General features: G+C 45.8%; 21 protein-coding genes. 3 read left to right on the forward strand and 18 right to left on the reverse strand.

Annotated features, from left to right (window positions below; genetic code table 11):
* The 16 genes from flhF to Q0Z62_RS07755 form a co-directional block, all read right to left on the reverse strand.
* Positions 1-953 (reverse strand): flagellar biosynthesis protein FlhF (gene flhF, locus Q0Z62_RS07680; protein ID WP_298053012.1); only part of this gene is annotated, 953 nt, incomplete at its 3' end.
* 3 nt (positions 954-956) lie between these two features.
* Positions 957-3068, reverse strand: a complete 2112-nt coding sequence (gene flhA, locus Q0Z62_RS07685; protein WP_269900049.1) for a flagellar biosynthesis protein FlhA — start codon at positions 3066-3068, stop codon at positions 957-959.
* 2 nt (positions 3069-3070) lie between these two features.
* On the reverse strand, positions 3071-4222 hold the full coding sequence (gene flhB / locus Q0Z62_RS07690) for a flagellar biosynthesis protein FlhB (RefSeq protein WP_298053019.1): 1152 nt from the start codon (positions 4220-4222) through the stop codon (positions 3071-3073).
* 147 nt (positions 4223-4369) lie between these two features.
* Positions 4370-5008, reverse strand: a complete 639-nt coding sequence (gene cheZ / locus Q0Z62_RS07695) for a protein phosphatase CheZ (protein WP_298053024.1) — start codon at positions 5006-5008, stop codon at positions 4370-4372.
* 17 nt (positions 5009-5025) lie between these two features.
* The gene (cheY, locus tag Q0Z62_RS07700) at positions 5026-5415 is read right to left on the reverse strand and encodes a chemotaxis response regulator CheY (protein ID WP_269900052.1); all 390 of its coding nucleotides are present in this window, start codon (positions 5413-5415) and stop codon (positions 5026-5028) included.
* 43 nt (positions 5416-5458) lie between these two features.
* Positions 5459-6517, reverse strand: a complete 1059-nt coding sequence (locus tag Q0Z62_RS07705; protein ID WP_269900053.1) for a chemotaxis response regulator protein-glutamate methylesterase — start codon at positions 6515-6517, stop codon at positions 5459-5461.
* Positions 6518-6557: 40 nt separating this feature from the next.
* Positions 6558-7403 carry a CheR family methyltransferase gene (locus Q0Z62_RS07710; RefSeq protein WP_298053029.1) on the reverse strand — a complete coding sequence of 282 codons (846 nt, stop codon included), beginning with the start codon at positions 7401-7403 and terminating at the stop codon, positions 6558-6560.
* A gap of 15 nt (positions 7404-7418) precedes the next feature.
* A complete protein-coding gene (locus tag Q0Z62_RS07715) occupies positions 7419-7637 on the reverse strand; it encodes a hypothetical protein (protein ID WP_298053033.1) in 219 nt (72 codons plus the stop codon).
* A 15-nt stretch (positions 7638-7652) separates the two neighbouring features.
* Positions 7653-8639, reverse strand: a complete 987-nt coding sequence (locus Q0Z62_RS07720) for a Tar ligand binding domain-containing protein (protein ID WP_298053035.1) — start codon at positions 8637-8639, stop codon at positions 7653-7655.
* A gap of 44 nt (positions 8640-8683) precedes the next feature.
* A complete protein-coding gene (locus tag Q0Z62_RS07725) occupies positions 8684-9187 on the reverse strand; it encodes a chemotaxis protein CheW (protein ID WP_298053038.1) in 504 nt (167 codons plus the stop codon).
* Positions 9188-9205: 18 nt separating this feature from the next.
* The gene (cheA, locus tag Q0Z62_RS07730) at positions 9206-11272 is read right to left on the reverse strand and encodes a chemotaxis protein CheA (protein ID WP_298053040.1); all 2067 of its coding nucleotides are present in this window, start codon (positions 11270-11272) and stop codon (positions 9206-9208) included.
* 121 nt (positions 11273-11393) lie between these two features.
* The gene (gene motB / locus Q0Z62_RS07735; protein WP_298053043.1) at positions 11394-12389 is read right to left on the reverse strand and encodes a flagellar motor protein MotB; all 996 of its coding nucleotides are present in this window, start codon (positions 12387-12389) and stop codon (positions 11394-11396) included.
* An 11-nt stretch (positions 12390-12400) separates the two neighbouring features.
* Positions 12401-13270 carry a flagellar motor stator protein MotA gene (gene motA / locus Q0Z62_RS07740; protein ID WP_269900059.1) on the reverse strand — a complete coding sequence of 290 codons (870 nt, stop codon included), beginning with the start codon at positions 13268-13270 and terminating at the stop codon, positions 12401-12403.
* Between the two features lie 114 nt (positions 13271-13384).
* Complete coding sequence (gene flhC, locus Q0Z62_RS07745) at positions 13385-14020, reverse strand: flagellar transcriptional regulator FlhC (RefSeq protein WP_298053047.1); 636 nt, start codon at positions 14018-14020, stop codon at positions 13385-13387.
* Positions 14021-14030: 10 nt separating this feature from the next.
* Complete coding sequence (gene flhD / locus Q0Z62_RS07750; RefSeq protein ID WP_298053050.1) at positions 14031-14363, reverse strand: flagellar transcriptional regulator FlhD; 333 nt, start codon at positions 14361-14363, stop codon at positions 14031-14033.
* A 337-nt stretch (positions 14364-14700) separates the two neighbouring features.
* Positions 14701-16284, reverse strand: coding sequence for a glycerol-3-phosphate dehydrogenase/oxidase (locus Q0Z62_RS07755; protein WP_298053054.1), 1584 nt, complete (start codon positions 16282-16284; stop codon positions 14701-14703).
* 88 nt (positions 16285-16372) lie between these two features.
* Between Q0Z62_RS07755 and glpK the strand changes: the two genes are divergently transcribed.
* Genes glpK through Q0Z62_RS07770 form a run of 3 tightly spaced genes read left to right on the forward strand, consistent with a single transcriptional unit; the run spans position 16373 to position 19072 of the window.
* Positions 16373-17863: a glycerol kinase GlpK gene (gene glpK / locus Q0Z62_RS07760; RefSeq protein WP_269900063.1), complete on the forward strand. Its 1491-nt coding sequence runs from the start codon at positions 16373-16375 to the stop codon at positions 17861-17863.
* Positions 17864-17877: 14 nt separating this feature from the next.
* The gene (locus tag Q0Z62_RS07765) at positions 17878-18345 is read left to right on the forward strand and encodes a TM2 domain-containing protein (protein WP_298053058.1); all 468 of its coding nucleotides are present in this window, start codon (positions 17878-17880) and stop codon (positions 18343-18345) included.
* Positions 18329-19072: a lipoate--protein ligase family protein gene (locus tag Q0Z62_RS07770; RefSeq protein WP_298053061.1), complete on the forward strand. Its 744-nt coding sequence runs from the start codon at positions 18329-18331 to the stop codon at positions 19070-19072. Before Q0Z62_RS07765 ends, Q0Z62_RS07770 begins: the two co-directional genes overlap by 17 nt.
* Here the strand turns inward: Q0Z62_RS07770 and Q0Z62_RS07775 are convergent.
* Complete coding sequence (locus Q0Z62_RS07775) at positions 18999-20690, reverse strand: SulP family inorganic anion transporter (protein WP_298053065.1); 1692 nt, start codon at positions 20688-20690, stop codon at positions 18999-19001. The two genes, Q0Z62_RS07770 and Q0Z62_RS07775, sit on opposite strands and share 74 nt — an antisense overlap.
* A 45-nt stretch (positions 20691-20735) precedes the next feature.
* Positions 20736-22637: heavy metal translocating P-type ATPase (locus Q0Z62_RS07780; protein ID WP_298053068.1), on the reverse strand; the 1902-nt coding region annotated here is incomplete at its 5' end.

Here is a 22637-nt window from a genome sequence, read left to right on the forward strand (position 1 = left end):
GTAATAATACACCCAGCTAATGGGGAGCCACCATCTTTACTATACATGCGGGCCACTTCGTCCAAGGTATCACCATGACTCGCCGCATTTAACGCCAGTAAACGCTGGATACGACGCCCACCACTAGCCAACATAGCAGCCTGATCTTGAACGTACTTATCACGCTGACTTACCCCTACATTATCAATCAAAATGACCTGATCGGCACGCAACCCTAACATAACTTGACGTAATTGCTGTGCATTTTGTACTACATGCACTGTCACATGCATTAAATCAGCATAGATTTTTAGCTGCTCATGCGCGCCAATTCGATACGTATCCGTAGTTATCAATACAACATTTTCAGCACTAAACTTACGCACGGCACGAGCTGCCAATTTAGCAATAGTGGTTGTTTTACCTACCCCTGTAGGCCCTACTAGGGCTAAGGCCAAACCGGGTTGCCATAAATGGTCTTCACTTTTTAAGACGGGCAAATGGGTGTCTAGCTCTTTGCGTACCCATTGCATTGCTGCGCGCAAGGAAAGATTAGACGGGAGCCGTTTTAACATGGCACGCAATAATGCCGTACTAAAACCATAGGCCAATAGGCTTTGAAATAAATTCAATAAATCTGGACTAACGCGAAGCTGATTGCTCCACATCACCTCTTCGATGCGTCCCTCTAGAGACCCCTTTAACGAGTTGATCGCATTCATAACCTCTAGCGTGCCACCACCAGCAACACGAGGCGGAGGCGTCATGGGAGGTCTAGTCATCGATGGATTAGAAGCCGGGGCTGCGGCAGCCATTGGGCTTTCTTCTGGGGCCGCAGTTGAATCAGCAGCCAGTATCTCTACCCCACCATTGACCCGTTTGTTGGACACAATCAGCGCATCAGGCCCAAGAGCCATACGCACCTGACGCATTGCCTCACGACTGGTCGCACCAAAAAACCGACTTATACTCATTTATTAGCCACCTATAACTGCTGTCACACGCATCATGCGCTCTTCAGGAACCTCTTGGGTAGATAATACACCGAGTTGGGGGAGCTGCTGACGTAAAAAACGGGCCAAAGAAGGACGCAAGACCGGACTTACAACCAAAACGGCGGGGTCACCCATTGACTCTTGTTGCTCTACGGCTTTGGCAGCTTCGCTCAGTAAGCTTTCCGCCAGACCTGGCTCTAACGCCCCACTGGTAGTAAGAGCTTGAGTTAAGACATTTTCCAAACGCCCATCTAGACTAATAACGCGCATTTCTGCATCGCCAGGGAACCATTGTTGAGTGATCGCACGTCCCAAAGCCAAGCGAACATGCGCTAAGAGTTCTGCATTCTCATCTAGGTGAGCACCGGCCTGTGTTTGCTGCGTGATACGAGGGGCGGCCTCGGCCAATGCCTCTAGAACTGTACGCATATCACGGATAGGAACCTCTTCTTCGAGTAGTCCTCGTAGCACATTATGTAAAGTCCCTACATTAACGACCTTGGGCACTACGTCCTCAACCAAGCGTGGTAAATCTCTGGATACCCTATCCAATAACTGCTGAACCTCTTGACGACCTAAAAGCTGAGAGCCAAAACGGTGGAGCAAATGGTTCAAATGCGTAGCAATAACAGTGCTGGCGTCCACCACTGTATACCCTGCAATTTGTGCCTGTTCGCGTAAGCTGACATCAATCCAATAAGCAGGCAACCCAAAAGCCGGATCAGTGGTTGCAGCTCCGGGTAGTTTCATTGAGACACCACCCGGATCAATGGCTAGCCATTGACTAGGCATAGCACTACCATGCCCAACCTCTACCCCATGCAGTAAAATTCGATAATCATTGGGCTTTAACTCTAAGTTATCTCGTATATGCACAACCGGTGGCAAAAAGCCTATGTCTTGAGCATATTTTTTGCGCAAACTTCGTATCCGGTGCAGTAACTCTCCGTTCTGTGCATGATCGACCAAAGAAATAAGCCTATAGCCAACCTCTAAGCCCAGTGGGTCCACGAGCGATACGTCATCCCAACTTGCCTCTGCCGCAGCTGCCTCTGCGGCATCTAATACTGCATCTGGAGCATGCTCACTTTCGACCAGCACCTCTTGTTCTTTTTTCAGCATATACCAACCCACACTGGCTAATAATGCAGCTAAAAACAAAAAGGCTAAATGAGGCATACCAGGAATTAACCCCATCGTTCCCAAAATACCAGCTGTTAAAAACATAACATTAGGATTTGAGAATAACTGGGTCACCATTTGGGTCCCCACATCATCGTCAGCGGTAGTTACTCTAGACACCACCACACCGGCTGCCGTCGAAATAATCAAAGCAGGAATCTGAGCCACTAAGCCATCACCAATGGTCAATAGCGTATAGACATGGCCCGCCTCTCCAAAAGAAAGATCGTGCTGCCCCACCCCTACAATTAAACCACCTACTACGTTAATCACCATGATTAGCAGACCCGCAATAGCGTCTCCGCGCACAAACTTACTGGCCCCATCCATAGAGCCATAAAAATCAGCCTCTTGGGAAACTTCGTTTCGACGACGACGCGCCTCGTCCTCTCCGATAAGACCCGCATTTAAATCTGCGTCAATCGCCATTTGCTTACCCGGCATAGCATCTAGGGTAAAGCGAGCCCCTACCTCGGCAATACGTCCAGCCCCTTTCGTAATCACCATAAAGTTAATGATAATTAAGATCAAGAACACAATCAGACCAACCGCGAAGTTCCCCCCTACCAAAAAGTGTCCAAACGCTTCAATCACCTGCCCAGCTGCATCAGGACCCTCGTGACCTTTGAGCAAAACAATTCGTGTAGAAGCAACGTTTAGACCTAAACGTAATAAGGTAGAGAACAACAATATTGATGGGAACGCGGCAAAATCAAGAGGCTTTCTGGTGAACATAGCCACCAATAACACCATGATCGAAACGGCAATATTAAAAGTAAACAATAAGTCCAATAAGAATGGCGGCAAAGGCAAAACCATCATGGACAAAATCATCAAAATCAATACTGGGCCGACTAGTATTTTAGCTTGAGCCCCACCTGATGATCGAAAAAATGCTAACAAATTATTCATACTTACTGTCTACCAGTAGAGGTGGACTCTTGCGGGTCCATGCCCGCCGGAATATTAAGATTAGAAGGAGTCGGAGGCATCGTGCCCTCGCCTCGTTCCCAATTACGTAATTGATAAACCCAAGCTAAGACCTCTGCCACAGCAGAGTAAAGTTCAACAGGGATTTCTTGGTTAAGCTCTACGTGCTTATTCAAAGCTCTAGCTAATGCAGGGGCCTCAAACAACGGCACCCTAGCCTCAGAAGCAACATCTTTAATACGTTGGGCGGTTAAATCCATCCCTTTAGCCACCACTTTAGGCGCGGCGGCCTGTCCCTCTGCGTATTTCAAGGCCACAGCATAGTGAGTCGGGTTAGTAATCACCACATCTGCCTGGGGTACCTCTGACATCATTCGTCGCTGAGCCATGGCTCTCTGTTGTGATCGAATTCGACCTTTAACATGCGGGTCCCCATCACTTTGCTTGTGTTCATCTTTAAGGTCTTGTTTAGACATACGCAGTTTTTTCAAATGGCTATAAATTTGCCAAGGTACATCTATCGCCACGATTAAAAGCAAACTCGAAATAATCAAAGCACAACACAAAGCGACTAATTCTAACCCTTTTACCATCCCTTCGGTGGGAGATAAATGCATTAAACCTAGCATATCGCCTTGATAGTGACGCATCACTAAAACAGCTACCGTACCAATTAAAAAAACTTTGCCTAGGGCCTTTAATAACTCAATCAAGCTTTGGGCAGAAAACATGCGTTTAATGCCTTTGAGCAAATTTAACTTCTCTAGTTTAGGCTCTAAAGACTTTGCGCTAAATATCAATCCACCTAAGGCTACAGAGGAGAAAATCGCCACGACAAACAGCACACCAAATAATGGCAATATAGCCATAAAAGCCTGCGATGCAGATTTTACAGCCGTAGTTACCATTAAAGAGTCATCCCGAATCAACCCAGGATCAAACCACATACTACGTTGAACCACCGAACTAAGAGCGGTATACAAACTTTGTCCGAGCATCCATAGCGTAGCCACACCCAACGCTAACAGCAAAAAGGTATTTAACTCACGCGATCTAGGCGTCTGCCCCTCTTCTTTGGCTTTTTCCAGCCTCCGGGGCGACGCCGGTTCGGTTTTTTCTACATCACTATCGGCCATAAGCGCTCAGCGAATCAAAATAAAAGCCCAGCAGTAGCTGGGCTTTTAAGCACAAAAGACTGCCTTAGTCTAATGATTCTAAGACAAGCTACGTAATTTGAACTAGGGAAAAAAGGCAAAAACCTTCGCCTGTTCATCACTCCGCCACTAGAAGCCTAGGCTAGACAATAAATCATCCACCTCGTCCTGATCTGTCAATACGTTCTCAGGACTGGTATCTACCGCAGGACCATTCAACAACGCCTCTGTTTCTTCGCGCTTTTCTGTTGGAACACTATCCATCAATACCTGCACTAGCTCTGTTTCCAAAGCACCAATGACGCCCAGCATTCCCTTAATAACCTGTCCAGTTAAATCCTGAAAGTCTTGAGCCATGATGATTTCCATCAAGCTATCTTGGGTCAATTGCGTTTTAGTTGAGATGTCTTGCAAAAACTGACGAGTATCTGCAATCAGCTCGGCTTGCTCTGAACTATCACCACTTTCTTCTGTTTTTACCCAACGCTCTTGTAAAAACTGTGCATCCGCAGAGAGTTCTTCTTGGAGAGGTTGAGCTAATTCAGCTGCATTTAATACACGATTAGCCGCCTGCTCTGTCATTCGTCCTACGTAACGTAAGCGATCGCGAGCATCAGGAATTGATTGGGCAGCGTCCTTAATGGCATTGTCCAAACCTAATTCACGCATGCTTTCACGCAGCATACGCGTTAAGCGAGCAATGCGTTGAACCACATCTAAAGGTTGCTCGATGCGGCCACCATCTACCATTTGATCGGAGGCGTCCATCTTTAACTCCTTAAATTTTAAGAGCCCATTTTCTCAAAGATTTTATTGAGCTTCTCTTCGAGCGTGGCTGCAGTAAAGGGCTTAACCACATAGCCACTTGCACCAGCTTGAGCTGCGGCAATAATATTTTCCTTTTTAGCCTCTGCCGTCACCATTAGAACAGGCAAATTAGCTAGATTAGCATCCGCTCGAATTTGTTTGAGCATTTCTAAACCATCTAAATTGGGCATATTCCAATCGGACACGACAAAATCAAAACTACCATTACGTAGTTTTTCTAGACCTATCGCTCCGTCTTCGGCTTCATCTACGTTTTCGTATCCTAAATCCTTTAGGAGGTTACGAATAATGCGACGCATGGTGGGAAAATCATCTACAACTAAAATTTTTAAATTTTTATTGGTCATTCAAATACACTCCAATAACAAACAATAGGCAGCGGACTCGCTGTTATACACGATGGCCGTAAGCCCCAGCACTAGCTAAAATTCGTTCGCTAATCTCTGATAACGGGACGGCTTCATCTGCAGCACCAATCATCAACGCTTCGCGCGGCATACCAAAAACAACGCAGCTCGCTTCGTCTTGAGCGAAAGTCACTGCACCTGCTTTTTTCATTGCCAACATACCTTGCGCACCATCTTTACCCATACCGGTTAATAATACGCCTACTGCATTTTTCCCAGCCATTTCTGCTGCTGAGTTAAACAAAACATCTACCGATGGACGGTGTCGATTTACGGGTTCACTGTCCTCTAGTTCCACTACATAGTTCGCCCCAGAGCGTGCTAATTTCATATGAGCAATACCACCAGGTGCTAAATAAACGTGTCCAGGCAATACACGCTGCCCGTGCTCTGCCTCATGAACCTGAACCTGACATAGCGAATCTAGCCGTTGCACAAAGGAACGAGTAAAACCAGCTGGCATATGTTGGGTAATCATAATAGCGGGACTATTGGATGGCAAAGGCTCTAAAACCTGACGAATTGCTTCGGTCCCCCCCGTAGAGGCCCCTATCATGATCAGTTTCTCAGTCGTTGCAAATCGGCCTGTTAAGGTCTTTGGAGCGGCTGTTGCGCTGGCTTGCGCCATACGACGACGCGGCCTAGACATTGCCGCAGCTCGAATCTTATCCGCAATAATGTCTGAATACTCCAACAAGCCATCTCGAAGACCTAAACGCGGCTTAGTTACAAAATCGACTGCCCCTAATTCCAGAGCACGAATCGTAATGTCTGAATTACGCTCTGTCAATGAGGAAACCATTACGACTGGCATAGGGCGTAATCGCATCAGACGTTCTAGGAAGTCCAAACCGTCCATACGCGGCATCTCTACGTCTAGCGTGAGCACATCAGGGGTGTATTCCTTAATGAGATCTCTAGCCACAATAGGATCAGGCGCAACAGCAACCACTTCCATATCAGAGTGACTATTAATGATCTCCACCATGAGGCTGCGTACTAGCGCTGAATCATCTACACATAAAACACGTATTTTCTTCATAACAACAACATAAAGTTAATTAATAGCGCCCTAAACCAAGTTAAGTGCGTACATACACGGTCTGCCCTTGCAACTTAAAAGAGGTCGTCATATGAGAGAAGTTTTCGGAGTGCCCCACAAAAAGCAAACCACCCGGTTTAAGTGTTTTTGCAAAACGCTCTAATATCTGAGCCTGTGTAGGCTTATCAAAATAAATCATGACGTTTCGGCAAAAAATAGCATCGAAAGTACGGCCATGGGGCCACCCTTCGCCTGAAACCAGATTTGCTACATCGAACTCCAACATTTTCTGCAAATTAGGCTTGACCCTAGCCATACCATTAAAGCTACCTGTACCCCGATAAAAGTATTTTTTTAATATAGGCTGAGGAATAGGCTGCACACGATCTAAGGTGTACACCCCTTGTCGAGCCCGCTCTACAGCAACTGTATCAATATCCGTGGCATAGACCTGAACCCCGCTATCGGGAACGGGTATCGTTTCTTGTAAAGTAATTGCTATAGAGTAGGGTTCTTCGCCCGTTGAACAGGCACTACTCCATACCGAGATAGGTTTTTGACGATCTTTGACATAATTTGCCAAAATTTCAAAATGGTGTTGCTCTCGATAAAAGGCGGTATGGTTAATGGTAAAGATAGTAATAAATCGTTCCCACTCTGGTGAAGAGGGGTTGTAATCCAAGTGGTCTAAATACTCACTCACCTTTTGAAGGTTTAATTTTTTAGTATAAAGACCCAAATTACGCGCAACCATGTCTTCTTTATGGTTACCTAATATAATACCGGTACGTGATTTGATTAAGCGTGTAGCTCTATCAAAATCATAAGGCGTCATTGCTGGAACCCCAGGCAATGAGTAAACAAAAGCTTCTGATGGCTGCGTCATAAACTGGCTATTAATCTAGCGCTCCGTAATATAAATATGCTCGTCTAAAGCATGAGAAAGCGGATGACTATCCATATCCCCTTCGGACATCTCAATCACCACATTCTCATTCATTCTAAAAATAGCAACAACTTCAGAGAGTCGTTCTGCATGATCTTGTAGCGACTCTGCGGCTAACGCAGCTGCTGAAACTAAACGTGTATTTTGCTGCACTGTACTCGACAATTCATCCATACTGGCAGCAGTCTGTTACAAAGCGGATACTTGGTTCGTAGATCGACTGCTTAAGTCCACAGTCCCACTATAAATATCACCTGCATGTAACCGAATCTGCTCTACGCCCTGCCTTACACTGAGCACCATTCGCTGCAATTCAAGTTGCATATGACCAAGGCCCTTAAATAACACGCCAATTTCATTCGTTGACGTAGTATCAATAACCTCGGTTAAGTTGCCTTGAGCGATCTGCGAGAAATGATCATCAATACGCCGCAAAGGTGATAGCACCATCCGATTTAAAAACCAATAAACCAATACAGCAATCAAAAAGGAAAAAATCATCGCCACGCTAACTAACTGCATAACAAGTGCATATTGTTTAGCCTCACGTTGAGCATGACCCTCTACAATATCTTTTTGCTGCAAGGTCTGTTGCATCACCTCAGTATAAAGGTCTTCCTCTAGGGAGCTTACCCGTGAATTTAAAAGCGAATTAAACTCACTAATACGTCCCTCTTGGAGAAAATCCATTAATGGCGTCACCCCATTAGCAATAAGCGCATGATATTGTTGGATAATCCGCTTATACCCTCGCTCTAGCTCGGGCACCTGACTACCTAGATTTTCATAACGAGCAAAATTCTCTTGAGAGGACTGTAATCGCATACGTGCCTGCTCGAGTAGATATCCCGTTTTTCCATCCAAACTCTGCGCCACACCTGCGCCCTCTTCGACCCAAGAGCTTAATGTTGTGTAGTCTTGGCTCCCCACATTTTGGGCATAGCTAGCCAACGCCCGCCCTAAAAGGGTTTGAGTTTCCTTGTAGCGATCCAAAGAGGTGTTTAGGGCATCAGCAGCCTGTTGGTATTGTACGATCTGCTGAAGTGCTGCATTATTTTGGCGCAGAGATAGAATGCCTAAAGCAGCCCCACCAATTAAAGCCAAAATAAAAAACAAAAGCACGATGATCAAACTTGTTCTAACTTTTAAATCGTTAAAGCTAAATAAGCGTTTCATACGTATCCTTTATTTCGTTAAGCGGCTCATTAGTGAGACTCTTTTTACATCACAGCATTATCTACCAACGCCATTTCTTCGCTAGTCATTAGTTTTTCTATGTCGACCAAAATCAACATGCGTTCTGCTAAGGTTCCAATACCGGTCAAATATTCGGTAGAAAGAACAGCACTACCAAACTGCGGTGCATCGCTAATTTGTTCTTTTTGTAGCATTAACACATCAGAAACACCGTCAACTACCACCCCAACAACTCGCGTTTCTAAATTCAAAATAACCACAACCGTTTGGTGGTCATACGATATGTCCTGTAGATTAAATTTAATTCGTAAATCCACAATAGGAACAATCACCCCACGTAAATTAGTCACCCCTTTAATAAAAGGGGGCACATTTGCAATGCGAGTGACTGTTTGAGCTTCGTAGCCACGAATCTCTTGGACCTTAAGAATATCAATACCGTACTCTTGCTTCTCAAGAATAAAGACTAAGTACTCTTTGCCGCTGCTCTCACTGCGTTCTGTTCCGGCAGCCAAGTGGTTACTCATGAATACTCCGTGTATGAATTAATTAAGCGTTGCTGTTGATAAAGAGCTGCGCTCGCGGGTTAGGCGATGCAAAGCAAATACATCTACAATCAGCGCCACACTACCGTCTCCGAGAATAGTGGCGGCTGAGATACCTGGAATTTTGCGATAGTTAGCCTCTAGGTTTTTTACAACAACCTGATGCTGACCTATCAAATGATCAACAATTAATGCAAATCGCATGTCCTCTGCTTGTAATACGACTGCAATGGCCTTTTTCATGTCTTTTTCGTAACCATCAACAGAGAACACATCCCCCAAAGACACAACGGGCAAATATTCACCACGCACATACATGACTCGGTCCTCGACCGTCATATTGCGCATCTGCTCCTCGGTAGGCTGCATGGATTCCGTAACGTGGCTGAGAGGAAGAATAAAGGTTTCCTCTCCGACCTGCACTGACATCCCATCCAAAATAGCTAATGTTAAAGGCAACACAATACGTGTAGTAGTACCCTGTCCTTCGCGAGAGAACATTTGCACATGACCACCCATACTTTGAATATTACGGCGTACTACGTCCATCCCTACCCCACGACCAGAAATAGCTGTGACTTGTTCTGCAGTCGAAAAACCAGGAGCAAATAACAGCTGCCATAGTTCCTCATCAGGTAGGTTTTCATTAGTTGTTAAGCCATTCGCTAAGGCTTTTTTAAGAATCTTATCGCGTTTTAATCCGCCACCATCATCAATCACTTCGATTACGATATGACCGCCTTGATGCTGAGCGGATAGGGTTAATGTACCCTCGCGTTTTTTACCCGCTGCCTCTCGCTGATCTGGCATCTCAATCCCGTGGTCGATACTATTTCGAACCAAATGCGTAAGCGGGTCAATAATACGCTCAATTAAGCTTTTATCTAGCTCTGTAGCAGCACCACGCGTCACTAGACGGATCTCTTTTTCCATACGTGCTGCGTTTTCACGAACCACTCGCGGAAAACGACTAAACACATAGTCCATTGGCATCATGCGGATAGACATAACCGCCTCTTGGAGGTCGCGTGCATTACGTTCTAATTGCTCAATGCCATTAAGCAAGCGGTCATGGATCACTGGATCTAGCGTAGACGCTGTCTGCACCAACATCGCTTGCGTAATCACGAGCTCACCCACTAAGTTAATAATTTGGTCTACTTTCTCTACGCCAACACGTAATGTACTGGACTCACTTCGGGCGGAAGGTGCTGCGGGTTTAGCTGCTTTTTTAGTTGTATTGGTTTCTGCAACAGCTTTTGGCTCATCAACGACTTCTGGGGATGCCGCCACCACTGGCTCTGGAGCATCGACTTGAGGTGCTGGCGAAGGAGCGGCCGCTGTTTTAGGCTCTTGGCCCGGAATAGCCTCGTAAGCAATAGCCAATTGGTCTGTATTAACAACGAAACAGCATACTGCCTCAATATCATCTGCGGAGGCAGTCGTTTCTAACCAAATAGATAATGACTTATCGCCTTTCTCCTCGTGCAAGATATCACCCATTAAGGCCATTTCTTCACGAAGAACATCTAAATCCTTATCGGCGGCATTAGAAACCGTTAAGCGCAAGGGGAACTTATCATTCGAAGTGGGTGGTGGAGTGGGAGCAGCAACTGGGGCGGGCTCTACCGCAACTGGTGCTTCTTTGACTGCACCGGTTCCCTCTGCATGCTCTTTGGCGATTTGTCGTAATTGAGCACAGATATGCTGGTAAGTCTCTTCGTCAGGGCTAGCACCATTACGATAAGCAACGACCTGATCACTTAAAATATCTTTGGTTTCCAAAAATAAATCAATCAAGTCTTGGCGCAAGGCCATCTCGCCATCACGTATAAAATCAAGCAAGTTTTCTAACAAATGGGTTGTATCAGCCAAATGACCGAAACAGCCAAATGTAGCAGCCCCACCCTTAATAGAGTGAGCAGCACGGAATATAGCATTGAGCATATCACCGTCTGGATCATCAATATCCAGCTCTAGCAATAATCGCTCCATATCAGCCAGAAGCTCATCAGCCTCATCAAAGAATGTATCGTAGAATTGACTTAAATCGACTCCGGAGCTCATAGCTGCTTCCTTTGTAACATAGCTACCCCATTACAATTCGTAGTAGATCTAACCTCTGTTAGATCACCTCTTATATTCACTTAATTTAGGATCTATTCCTGCATTACTTTACGACTCTGGCTTAATTCGTTGATTGAGCCGCATCAAGCACATCCCTATCTATACCATCATTTGTAATAGATTGTACACCCTCCATTTCCTGAAGGCTTACCCCTTGTGTGGGAATGGGAGAGCTAGGAAGCATTGTTGTATCCTGATCGTACAAATCACTTAGGTTATGGTTAGTACGTCCTGACTCATTTTGCGCATCAATTCGCTCTTCAGCCTGACGGCTAAGTACAGTAATGCTAATACGACGATTTACGGCGGCAGCAGGGTTATCTTTAATAAGACTAACTGTTGAAGATAGCCCTAAAATTTGCTTAATTTTGTCTTCAGCTAGCCCCCCAGCCACTAGCTCTTTACGAGCGGCATTGGCTCGATCAGCAGAAAGCTCCCAATTACTGTATTCGCGCTCGCCACTAGCATATTGAAAAGAATCGGTATAACCCGCAATTTGTATTCGGTTCGGCATTTCGTTTAATAGACCACTAAGAGCCCGTAGAATTGTGCGCATATATGACTGCACACTTGCGCTGCCCATCGCAAACATAGGGCGATTTTGTTTATCTATGATTTGAATACGCAAACCATCTTGAGTCATATCCAGCAGTAGCTGTGGATGGAACTCACGCAGATTTGGATCTGACTGGATCAGTGCTTCAAGCTCAAACTTGAGATCCTCTAGGCGATTCATGTCACGGGCATGACCATCGCTCTCTACCCCTCCAGCGGCTGCATTGGGATTAGGAATAATACTGGGCTCGCCCCCGGGGATAACACTGGTTGAATGTTCAGCACGCATACCACCACTCACGGCTTCCAATAAGGGCATCCGAAAGTAGTCCGCGATTTCTTTGAGTTCCTCTTTAGGTACTAGCGTTAAGATCCACATTACCAAAAAGAACGCCATCATTGCTGTCATAAAGTCAGCATATGCAATTTTCCAACTACCCCCGTGACGCTCTTTTCCGCGTTTACCCTTGCGGCGTACAACAATAATGTTATCTTTGCTCATACAAACTCGCTTTACTTATTAGCACTTGCACGTGATTGGCGTACATGTTCCTCGAGTTCGATAAACGAAGGTCTCTCAGCAGTGAATAGAACTTTGCGTCCAAATTCAACGGCTAAAGGAGGAGGATATCCATTTAAATTCGCGAGTAGCGTAACTTTGATACATTCGAGTACTTTCACTGCCGCATTATTACGACCATCAATGACTTGGGCTAAAGGCGCCACAAAGCCGTAGGCAAGTAAAATACCTAAAAAAGTACCTACCATCGCTTTAGAGATCAAGTCAGCTAAAATTGCCGGGGGCTGATCCACAGACGCTAATGCTTTAATAACCCCTAGAACCGCCGCTACAATACCGAAGGCTGGTAAAGCATCTGCCACTGAATGTAGCGCATCAGCGGGGATAGAGCGTTCTTGATGTAGACTATCGATCTCTTGATCCATAAGCGATTCAATTTCAAATGCGCTCATGTTTCCACTAATCATAATACGCATATAATCACAGATGAATTCAATCAACATATTATCGCGTAAGATAGTTGGATATGCCGTAAAAATAGCACTTTGTTTTGGATCCTCGATATCCGACTCGATCGCCATCATCCCGTCTCGACGCGCCTTATTAAGTAACGCATACAATAGACTTAATAGCTCCATATATAAGGCTTTATTATAGGGGGAGCTTTTTACCGCCGTGCCTATTGCCTTAATAAGTAAACTAATAGAGCGTCCACTGCTTGCCGCAAAATAGGCTCCAGCCGCTGCCCCTCCGATCAATAAGAGTTCAAACGGTTGGTATAGCGCGCCCAATGAGCCGCCCAAGGCAACAAAGCTGCCAAATACCGAGAAAAATACAATTAAATAACCAAGAATTATAAACACGAGAACGCCTTGATTCAGTACACCTAACGAGTATAGTCACCTTTTTATAGCAAACATAAAACGTCCGTTAAGAGGCCTTTTCATGCTTAGCTTATGGCTTCATACATCTTGTAACTATGTCTCGTTAAGATTCTGCCCTGTTGTTGATTTTTTAAGCCTACTGTTTGGTATAGCTTTGACTAGCGTAGGCGTTTTAGCTACCTGCTTCTTAGCTTTTTTGCTTGCTCGCGTTTTTCCAGCACGAGGAGGCGGTTTACAAATAGCACAAACAAAGCCCTTATCCGGATCATGAGCATGCGCAATAAAATGGCCTCCGCAACGCCCACATTCGGACAATTGTAACATCCCACTTTCAAAAAAGCGTAGTAGTATCCACGCACGAGTAAAACTGAGTACAGGCTCATCTCCTGTCCCTTCGGCTCTACCCGCATTGGCTTGTTCAAGATAAAGCTTATAACTCTCTATTAAGGCCTGAGTCTTATGAGCAGGCGTTAACTGATCCATGTAGCAATAAATGCTATAAAGAATCGTAGAGTGAATATTCGGAAGCCATGTAGTAAACCAATCGACCGAAAATGGAAGCATTCCTTTAGGTGGAGAACAACCGCGTATTTCTCGGTAGAGTCGTGCTAACCGATCGTAGCTCAGAGAAGTCTCGGCTTGCAATACCTGTAGCCTAGCCCCCAACTCTATCATTTGAGTTGCTAAGTCAATATCTTTAGCCTCTTGGGCTACGCTTTTAATCGCCATTTTACGGCAATTAAATCGTACCTTCTGCAGCAGCTGTTGCGCGCTGAGAAAGAAGAATAGTTGAGTGCGCCTGTTGCAAGACACCACCCAATACATTTTGGGTTAGGGTAGACAGCAACTCATAGTCGTTTAATCTAAAGGCACACAATAATGTATTTGAGGCAGACAACTTAACTATCTGCGCCGGGGATAAATTTAAAACCGTTTCAGCCACGTCCTCATCAAAACCTAATCGGTACATGCCTACTGCTAAATTCTCACGTAACAAGCGCTGGGCCAAAAGCAAGTAGGACAAATTAACTTCTTGAATATCGCTCAATAACGAGTTGTCTAAAACGGGCATAAGGCCCTCCTTATAAATTATCGAGTTATAGAAAGTCTAGATCAACAAACACACTTTTCGTGCTGTTACTTTTCTCGATAAAGCGCAGCACACCTAGCAACCAATAAAAGTTATCTGACAGACTTTTGACACATCATTTATCTAATATTAACAGAATGCAAAAAGCTCACGCTAGACCCTCACTCAAACCATGATATACATCAAGAAAAAAATAATTATGTAACCAATTAGTGTTTAAAACCTACATCACTATAGACTTACTTACATCCAATAACCAACGCATAGTTTAAACCTATAGAAATTTATTATTGAATGTAATTCAATATAACTCGTATATCTATCGACATTGATAGTGATTACAAAGAGCTAAAAACTCGGATAATCGACAAGAGCTTACGCCCTCTTCTTGGAGTATTTCCGCCACACGCGCTGCGGCCTCTTTTGATTTATCTGCATCTAAAAACAGCCATCTAGAACGACGAGCCAAAATATCCTCTACCGTTCTCGCATACTCATAGCGCACAGCAAAACGCACCATCGCCTCAGTAAGCCCTGGCAAGATTTCATTTTCTGCACCGGTTAAACGTTGAACCCAGCCTGACTCAGACCCATACGCAGCCACATCAGGCAACGCGTGCAAATTTCGAGTGGAGCCATCTGTTGGAGCACCAACCAATCGTAAGTGCTTAGTGACAGAGGGCTTTAAATGCCCTAACAGCTGATGAGCAACACAGTGTTCTAGCACGTCCTCAGCCATCGCTCTATACGTTGTCCACTTGCCGCCCGTCACAGTCACTAACCCCGAATCACTATGAACAATAGTGTGCTCCCGGCTCAGTTTCTTTGTATTTCCGACCTCAGAGCTTGCTTTTACTAATGGACGTAAGCCCACCCACACGCTACGCACATCTGCTCGGGTAGGCGCTTTAGCTAAATAATTAGCCGCCTCTGATAAAATAAATTCGATTTCTTGCTCATAGGCATCAGGCTCACGTGCTAAATCAGGGCGAGGGGTATCTGTTGTACCCAAAATGACCTTGCCTAGCCAAGGAACCGCAAAAAGTACCCGACCATCAGCGGTTTTAGGAACTAGAAGCGCATGCTCACTGGGCAGAAATGCTCTATCAACCACCACATGCACACCTTGACTTGGGCTAACCATTGGTGCAACAGTTTGCCCTTGATGTGTGGCATCCATTTTACGCACATCATCAACCCACACTCCTGTTGCATTAACTACACATGTTGCATGCAACGTGTATTTCTCATTGCTCTCTGCGTCCTCACAGACAACGCCAGCCACTTTACCCTCTTTATATAACAAATTGATAACAGGGCAGTAATTAACTAATAACGCAGAATTTGCAGCGGCTGTACGTGCTAGAGCAATGGCAAGTCGAGCATCGTCAAACTGCCCATCCCAATACATAACCCCCCCCTTTAGCCCTTGGGTCCGTACCCCGGGTAAAGCTTCTGCAGCAGCCCGCTTGGCTAGAAAGCGAGTTGCCCCCAACCCATCCTGACCTGCGAGGGTGTCATAAGCCTTTAAGCCTATGCCATAAAAAGGGGTCTCCCAACACTTATACGAGGGCATAACAAAGCCCAAAGGGGCTGCTAAATGAGGAGCGTTTCTTAATAATGTCGTACGCTCATGCAAGGCTTCGCGCACTAAAGAAATATTCCCTTGAGCTAAATAGCGCACACCGCCATGCACGAGCTTTGTGGCTCGGGATGAGGTTCCTTTAGCAAAGTCATGGGACTCGAGCAATACAACAGAGAGGCCGCGAGCTGAAGCATCCACGGCAATACCTAGGCCTGTAGCTCCACCACCTATTACAATTAAATCAACTTGCTCAACACGCCCTAGGGCATCCAAAAGTTGGGATCTATCAGTAAGTAACGGAGAAATTCTTGAAGTCATTGAGGATAAACCAAAAAAAACAAATGCGGCCTATAGTTTAGTTCAAGCTGAGGCTAAACTTGTGTGGTTATATGGAAATTAATGTTTTATGACTTATTTACTTGCACTTGACCAAGGGACATCTAGCTCTAGAGCTATTGTATTTGACCAACAAGGTCAGATTATTAGTTCGGCCCAACAAGAGTTCCCACAAATTTACCCTCAATCCGGCTGGGTAGAGCATGACCCTTTGGCGATTTGGTCCAGCCAGCTCAGTACTGCTCAACTCGCATTAAAACAACAGCAGATTCCTGCCCATCAGATCAAAGCGATTGGAATTACGAATCAACGAGAAACCACTCTGCTGTGGGATAAGCGTAATGGAAAACCTATACATAACGCCATTGTCTGGCAAGATCGTCGTTCTGAATCTCTCTGCCAACGTTTACGCTCTGCAGGCCATGAGAAATCTGTCTTAGAGAAAACCGGATTACGAATAGACGCCTACTTTTCTGCCACCAAAATCGCTTGGCTATTTGAACAAAAACCGGAGCTCTACGATCTGGCCGACCAAGGTCACCTTGCCTTTGGCACAGTAGATAGCTGGCTAATCTGGCAACTATCAAAAGGTAACTCGCATTGCACAGATGTGAGTAACGCCTCTCGTACATTATTATTTAATATACATACTCAGCAATGGGACTCAGATCTACTACGTCTCTTTAATATCCCTGCGTCAATTCTACCCACGGTGCAAAGCTCCAGTAGTCACTTTGGTATGTGCGATGCGGATTTTCTTGGGCATCGCATACCCATCACTGGCGTCGCAGGCGATCAACAAAGCGCCCTGTTCGGTCAAGCTTGTTTCGAGCCAGGGATGGCTAAAAACACCTATGGCACAGGTTGCTTTATGCTGATGCATACGGGCAGTATTATTCAGCAATCAAGTAATGGCCTTATTAGCACATGTGCAGCACAACCTAACGGGACTCCAGCTTACGCCCTAGAAGGCAGCGTATTTGTGGCTGGCGCTGTGGTGCAGTGGTTACGTGATGGTCTAGGCGCCTTTACACATAGCCATGAGATTGAACGTCTCGCCCTAAGTGTCCCAGACTCTGGCGGCGTCACCTTTGTACCGGCATTTACGGGGCTTGGTGCACCGTACTGGGATGCGAATGCGCGCGGTACGATTACAGGATTGAGTCGCGGCAGTACCATGGCACACATTGCCCGTGCTGCATTAGAAAGCATTGCCTACCAAAGTACAGCCCTGCTAGAGGCCATGAGTTTAGACGCCCTTCAATCTGGCGCCCCACCACTTAACGAGTTACGTGTGGATGGGGGAGCAAGCCAAAACAATCTATTAATGCAGTTTCAAGCCGACTTATTAGGCATTCCGGTTGTTCGGCCAACATTGATTGAAACAACGGCGTTGGGTGCAGCCTATTTAGCAGGCTTAGGCGCTGGCGTCTATCAAAACACCGATGAGCTACAGCAGCTTTGGCAGATTGATCGCGTGTTTGAGCCGCAAATTGATAGACAAGAAGCCCAACAACATATGCAACGCTGGCATCAAGCCATCACCCAAACCTGTGCTTAAAAAAGGAAAACCACATGCGTAACATTGCGTTAGCCATTGGTGTTTTTGTTGTTCTTCTCGTGGCCTTAAGTTTTGGAGAAAAACTAGGCGCTGAGCTTTTCTCATGGATCTCTTCATTTACTGGCTGGGCTTTTCACAACCTACAAGATGTGACGTTAGCTGTACAGCATTACATCGCAATGAACTGGGCCAAGGTACTCATTGCCCTACTTTTGACCCTTCCTATCAGCTACTGGATTAGTCAGCGCCACACCAGCGAAGAAGCTGGCCATTCAAGACAAAACCGCAGAAAAATTGCTATTTTTCTTGCTTTTTTCCTTGGTTGGCTTGGCGCTCATCGATTTTATGTAGGTCAAATAGGCTGGGGGCTTTTTTACTTGATCCTATTCTACATTTTTGCCCCTCTGGTCATACTAGTCAGCTGGATTGACGCCCTACGTTATTTACTCATGAGTGACGAAGACTTTGCATTACGTCTATAACTATTTAGCCGCACCTCAACACAACGAGTGTGATGAGGTGCTATTTGACTTAGCTGCACATGCACCACAGGCGATGATCTGGCAAGGAAGTACAGGTTTAGTTGTACCTCGTTCCTATGCCCAAGATGCCTCTTTTATTCAGTGCCAAGCAGAGCTACGTCAACAGGGCTGGCCCATTAGCGTGCGCCAATCAGGCGGTGGAGTTGTGCCACAAGGCCCTGGCATTTGGAATCTCAGTCTGGCATGGCGCCAATATGGTCGCCCCCTTGATTTAGCAGAGCAAGCATATATACAGCTTTGCACACCAATCCAACAGGCTTTAGCTGATTGCGGTCTCTCAAGCAGCACACAAGCGGTACAAGGCTCATTTTGTGACGGGCGTTTTAATCTGGCTGTCTTACATCAAGGAATAAACAAAAAAATCGTAGGAACTGCACAAGTTTGGAAGCGCATAAAAGCGCCTGACACCTTGACCTACCCAAAAAGAAAACCGGGCGACCCAAAGGACTGGCACGTTGTCTTAGCCCATGCCTTAATTTTAGTAAATGTAGATCTTGCCCTAGTGACCCACCAAGCAAACCAAGTAGAAAAAGCCTTAGGTCGCAACACACGTTATCAAGTACAACGCATCTGCGACCTATCTCGCTTAGGCGTTACGCCCGACTTGTTTTTATCGTCTCTGCAACGACGTCTTCAGCAGCAACCTGCTCCTCATGCTCAATACTAGCCATTGCGCTAGGAATTGAATCATGAATAGCATGAGCCCCTACTTTTTTAGTGACCCCCATACGGTTTAACTTACGTCGAATACTAGGATTAACCTCGGACAGCATGACTCGGACCTCTTTTTTCTGGTACACACTAATCGCCTTATCTAAGGCTGCTAATGCCGTCCCATCAGCAAAAGGAACATGGTGCAATCGAATAATGACGGTATGCACCGACTCATCGAGTTGCTCTAGGGCTCGCTCAAAGGGATCAACAGCAGCAAAAAAGAAAGGTCCCTCTACTGTTAATACAGCGACATGACTTGGAACCGTTACCCCATCAAGACTAAACTCTCGCTTTAATGTCTTCGCATCCTGACGCTCAACACGCACACTATCCGCCATACGCTTTAAAAAATGCAACATGGCAAGAACCACACCAATATTAACGGCAACGACCAAATCAGCAAACACAGTCAATCCAAAAGTGACTAATAAAATCACTACATCGGCCTTAGGAGCACCACGTAAGATATCTACGACTAACTTAGGTTGACTCATATTCCATGCCACCATAAATAAAATGGCAGCTAAGGTGGCCAACGGAATATTTACGGCTAATGGTGCCAAAACCACCAAAACAAGCACTAAAACAACTACATGCACAATGCCAGCAATAGGACTATTTCCGCCATTACGCACGTTTGTTGCTGTACGAGCAATGGCCCCTGTTGCGGCAATCCCCCCAAACAGGGGCGATAGTATATTAGCGACTCCTTGACCTATTAACTCTTGATTAGAGTGATGGCGTGTATTTGTCATTCCATCTGCCACCACTGCCGAAAGTAATGATTCAATCGCACCCAGCATCGCGATCGCAAAGGCAGGCCCTATAAGCTCAACCATGCGACTTAGCGTAATATCCGGTAAGTGAAAACTAGGTAAGCCACGAGGAATTTCACCAAAAGCGGTACCGATGGTCGAGACAGAGGGAAACTGGAAAATAGCTTGTGCCGTAGTCAATACAATCAAAGCAACTAAAGGGCCAGGCACCCTCTCCATCCGAGGAATGCGGGGGGCATAAATCACAATTAATAATGACACGACTGCAATGAAAGTGGTCATCAAATCCATCTGTGGGAAAGCGTGAATTAGCTGCCAAAATTTTTCGTGAAAATGTTGCCCTGTTACCGCTGGTAAGCCAAAGAAGTCTTTCCATTGCCCCACCCAAATAATGACACCAATTCCAGCTGTAAATCCTACAATCACAGGAGCAGGGATAAACTTAATGACAGCACCCATTCGGGCAAAACCTAAGACCAATAAAATGCCCCCAGCCATCAAGGTGGCTATCTGCAGCCCCTCTACACCATGTTGAGCCACTACCGCAGCCAAAATAACAATAAAAGCCCCAGTAGGGCCTGCTATCTGAACACGGCTCCCTCCCAATATGGATACAGCTAAACCCGCAACAATAGCAGTATATATCCCTTGCTCTGGACTAACTCCCGAGGCAATGGCAAAGGCCATCCCCAAAGGTAAGGCGACCACCCCTACAATAATGCCCGCAATACAATTAGACATCCAATGTTTGCGTGCCAATAGCCCAGCCCGTTTAGCCTCAAGTAAGGCGATCATAAATAGCTATCTCCTGAGAATAGTTGATTAACTCTGTCTATTTATTTAAACGCCTGTACGCGCTTTTAGCAACCGTAAACTATTTAAAACCACAAGAAGACTGGCACCTACATCAGCAAATACCGCCATCCACATGGTCGCAAGCCCCATCATCGCTAATACCAAGAAAATCAACTTAATGCCTAAAGCTGCACTAATATTTTGTACCAACACATGATGTAAGGCTGTAGAAAGACGCATGGTATAGGAAATTTTGGCTAGGTCGTCGTTCATAATGGCAATATCAGCTGTCTCTATCGCCATATCAGACCCTAATGCTCCCATCGCAAAACTTAAGTCTGCTTTGGCTAAAGCGGGAGCATCATTAATTCCATCTCCTACCATGCCAGACAAGGCGTACTGTTGCGTGCGCTGTGTGATAATCTGCAATTTATCCTCTGGCATCAAGTCACCTTGAGCATGACGTATGCCAACCTGTTCAGCCACATGCTGTACAGCAAATGCATTGTCTCCTGACAACATCTCTACCTGCACACCTAAACCCTGTAAATCAGCAATAGCTTGCTGTACCCCCGGCTTGAGTTGATCCGCAATTGCAAAGGCCGCTAATAACTGCTGCTCTTTAGCTAAAAACACAAAGCTAGCGCCATTTTTCTGCCATTGTGCATACCATTTTTTAAATCCAGCATCTTGCTCAAAATCAGCCTCTACTGCCCAGCTCAGTTTACCTAAACGCCATTGCTCTGCATTTAGCTCAGCCATCACGCCTGACCCTGCCACAGCCATAAAAGAGAGAAACTCCCGAGGCATCGCCTCTGTAGGCAAGGACTGTGCCAGTGCTATGGAAGCAGGATGATCGGAGCGACTAGCCAAAGCCTGAGCAATTGAAATAAGTTCAGCCCGTCTGCTCTCATCCACCACGTATTGATCTTGTAAGCTAGGCATACCCGCTGTAATCGTGCCTGTTTTATCCACCGCCAAATAATCTAATCTGCGGGCTCTTTCTATATGCAAACCACCTTTAACCAGTAGACCGGCGCGAGCTGCAGTGGCCAATGCGCTAACTACCGCCACAGGGGTTGAGATAACCAATGCACATGGACAAGCAATTACTAACAGCACTAATGCTTTGTAAATCCAATCACCCCACGTTCCTCCAAAAACCAATGGACCGAATAAGGCTAGTGCAACAGCAGCTACCGTCACAATGGGGGTATAAACCTGAGAGAACTGATCCACAAAACGCTGCACTGGTGCTTTACTCTGTTGAGCTTGCTGCACAGATAAAGCAATACGCGCCAGCAAGCTGTCGTCATAGCGGCCTGAGCTACGATATTGCAGCTCTCCCATCCCGTTCACCGTACCCGCATACAGCGTGTCTCCTGCCTGTTTAGCTACGGCTAAACTTTCACCAGTAATCGATGCCTGATTCACTGCAGATTCACCCAGCTCTACCACACCATCCAACCCAATTCTGGCGCCTGGCAGTACCTTGATTCTACTTCCTGCCGGCACCGTATTTGCCGGCTTTTTCTGCCATTGACCCGAGTCGTCAAGCACATCCACCTCATCGGGTGTTAATGCTAATAGTCCATCTACAGCACGACGAGCTCGGTCCAAAGATCGGGCCTCTATGTATTCAGCCAGCGCAAATAAAGACATCACCATGGCTGCTTCTGGCCACTCACCTAAGAGCACAGCCCCTGTCACGGCAATACTCATCAAGGCATTTATGTTCAAATTACGATTTTTGAGAGCAATAAGCCCTTTTTTATAAACAGTTCCACCCGTTAGTAAAATAGCAAAGATAGAAAATGGAATAATGAGCCAAGCACTCCAACCCAACCACACACCTAACTCTGCTACTAATGCTAACAACACAGAGGCGGTAATCATTATGAACTCTTTTTTATTTGAGCCAGATGACAGAGTATGTTGAGAGACGTG

Source organism: uncultured Paenalcaligenes sp. (genome assembly GCF_947630565.1).
GTDB lineage: Bacteria > Pseudomonadota > Gammaproteobacteria > Burkholderiales > Burkholderiaceae_B > Paenalcaligenes > Paenalcaligenes faecalis.

What these genes read in the sequence shown, in the direction of transcription:
- glpK (WP_269900063.1), top strand. Translation starts at nt 16,373, where the DNA reads ATGACTTATTTACTTGCACTTGACCAAGGGACATCTAGCTCTAGAGCT.
- Q0Z62_RS07710 (WP_298053029.1), bottom strand. Translation starts at nt 7,403, where the DNA reads ATGACGCAGCCATCAGAAGCTTTTGTTTACTCATTGCCTGGGGTTCCA.
- Q0Z62_RS07765 (WP_298053058.1), top strand. Translation starts at nt 17,878, where the DNA reads ATGCGTAACATTGCGTTAGCCATTGGTGTTTTTGTTGTTCTTCTCGTG.
- Q0Z62_RS07775 (WP_298053065.1), bottom strand. Translation starts at nt 20,690, where the DNA reads ATGATCGCCTTACTTGAGGCTAAACGGGCTGGGCTATTGGCACGCAAA.
- cheZ (WP_298053024.1), bottom strand. Translation starts at nt 5,008, where the DNA reads ATGGACGCCTCCGATCAAATGGTAGATGGTGGCCGCATCGAGCAACCT.
- Q0Z62_RS07715 (WP_298053033.1), bottom strand. Translation starts at nt 7,637, where the DNA reads ATGGATGAATTGTCGAGTACAGTGCAGCAAAATACACGTTTAGTTTCA.
- Q0Z62_RS07720 (WP_298053035.1), bottom strand. Translation starts at nt 8,639, where the DNA reads ATGAAACGCTTATTTAGCTTTAACGATTTAAAAGTTAGAACAAGTTTG.
- Q0Z62_RS07705 (WP_269900053.1), bottom strand. Translation starts at nt 6,517, where the DNA reads ATGAAGAAAATACGTGTTTTATGTGTAGATGATTCAGCGCTAGTACGC.
- motB (WP_298053043.1), bottom strand. Translation starts at nt 12,389, where the DNA reads ATGAGCAAAGATAACATTATTGTTGTACGCCGCAAGGGTAAACGCGGA.
- cheY (WP_269900052.1), bottom strand. Translation starts at nt 5,415, where the DNA reads ATGACCAATAAAAATTTAAAAATTTTAGTTGTAGATGATTTTCCCACC.
- flhA (WP_269900049.1), bottom strand. Translation starts at nt 3,068, where the DNA reads ATGAATAATTTGTTAGCATTTTTTCGATCATCAGGTGGGGCTCAAGCT.
- Q0Z62_RS07755 (WP_298053054.1), bottom strand. Translation starts at nt 16,284, where the DNA reads ATGACTTCAAGAATTTCTCCGTTACTTACTGATAGATCCCAACTTTTG.
- flhC (WP_298053047.1), bottom strand. Translation starts at nt 14,020, where the DNA reads ATGGCGATTAAAAGCGTAGCCCAAGAGGCTAAAGATATTGACTTAGCA.
- cheA (WP_298053040.1), bottom strand. Translation starts at nt 11,272, where the DNA reads ATGAGCTCCGGAGTCGATTTAAGTCAATTCTACGATACATTCTTTGAT.
- Q0Z62_RS07725 (WP_298053038.1), bottom strand. Translation starts at nt 9,187, where the DNA reads ATGAGTAACCACTTGGCTGCCGGAACAGAACGCAGTGAGAGCAGCGGC.
- flhB (WP_298053019.1), bottom strand. Translation starts at nt 4,222, where the DNA reads ATGGCCGATAGTGATGTAGAAAAAACCGAACCGGCGTCGCCCCGGAGG.
- flhD (WP_298053050.1), bottom strand. Translation starts at nt 14,363, where the DNA reads ATGCCCGTTTTAGACAACTCGTTATTGAGCGATATTCAAGAAGTTAAT.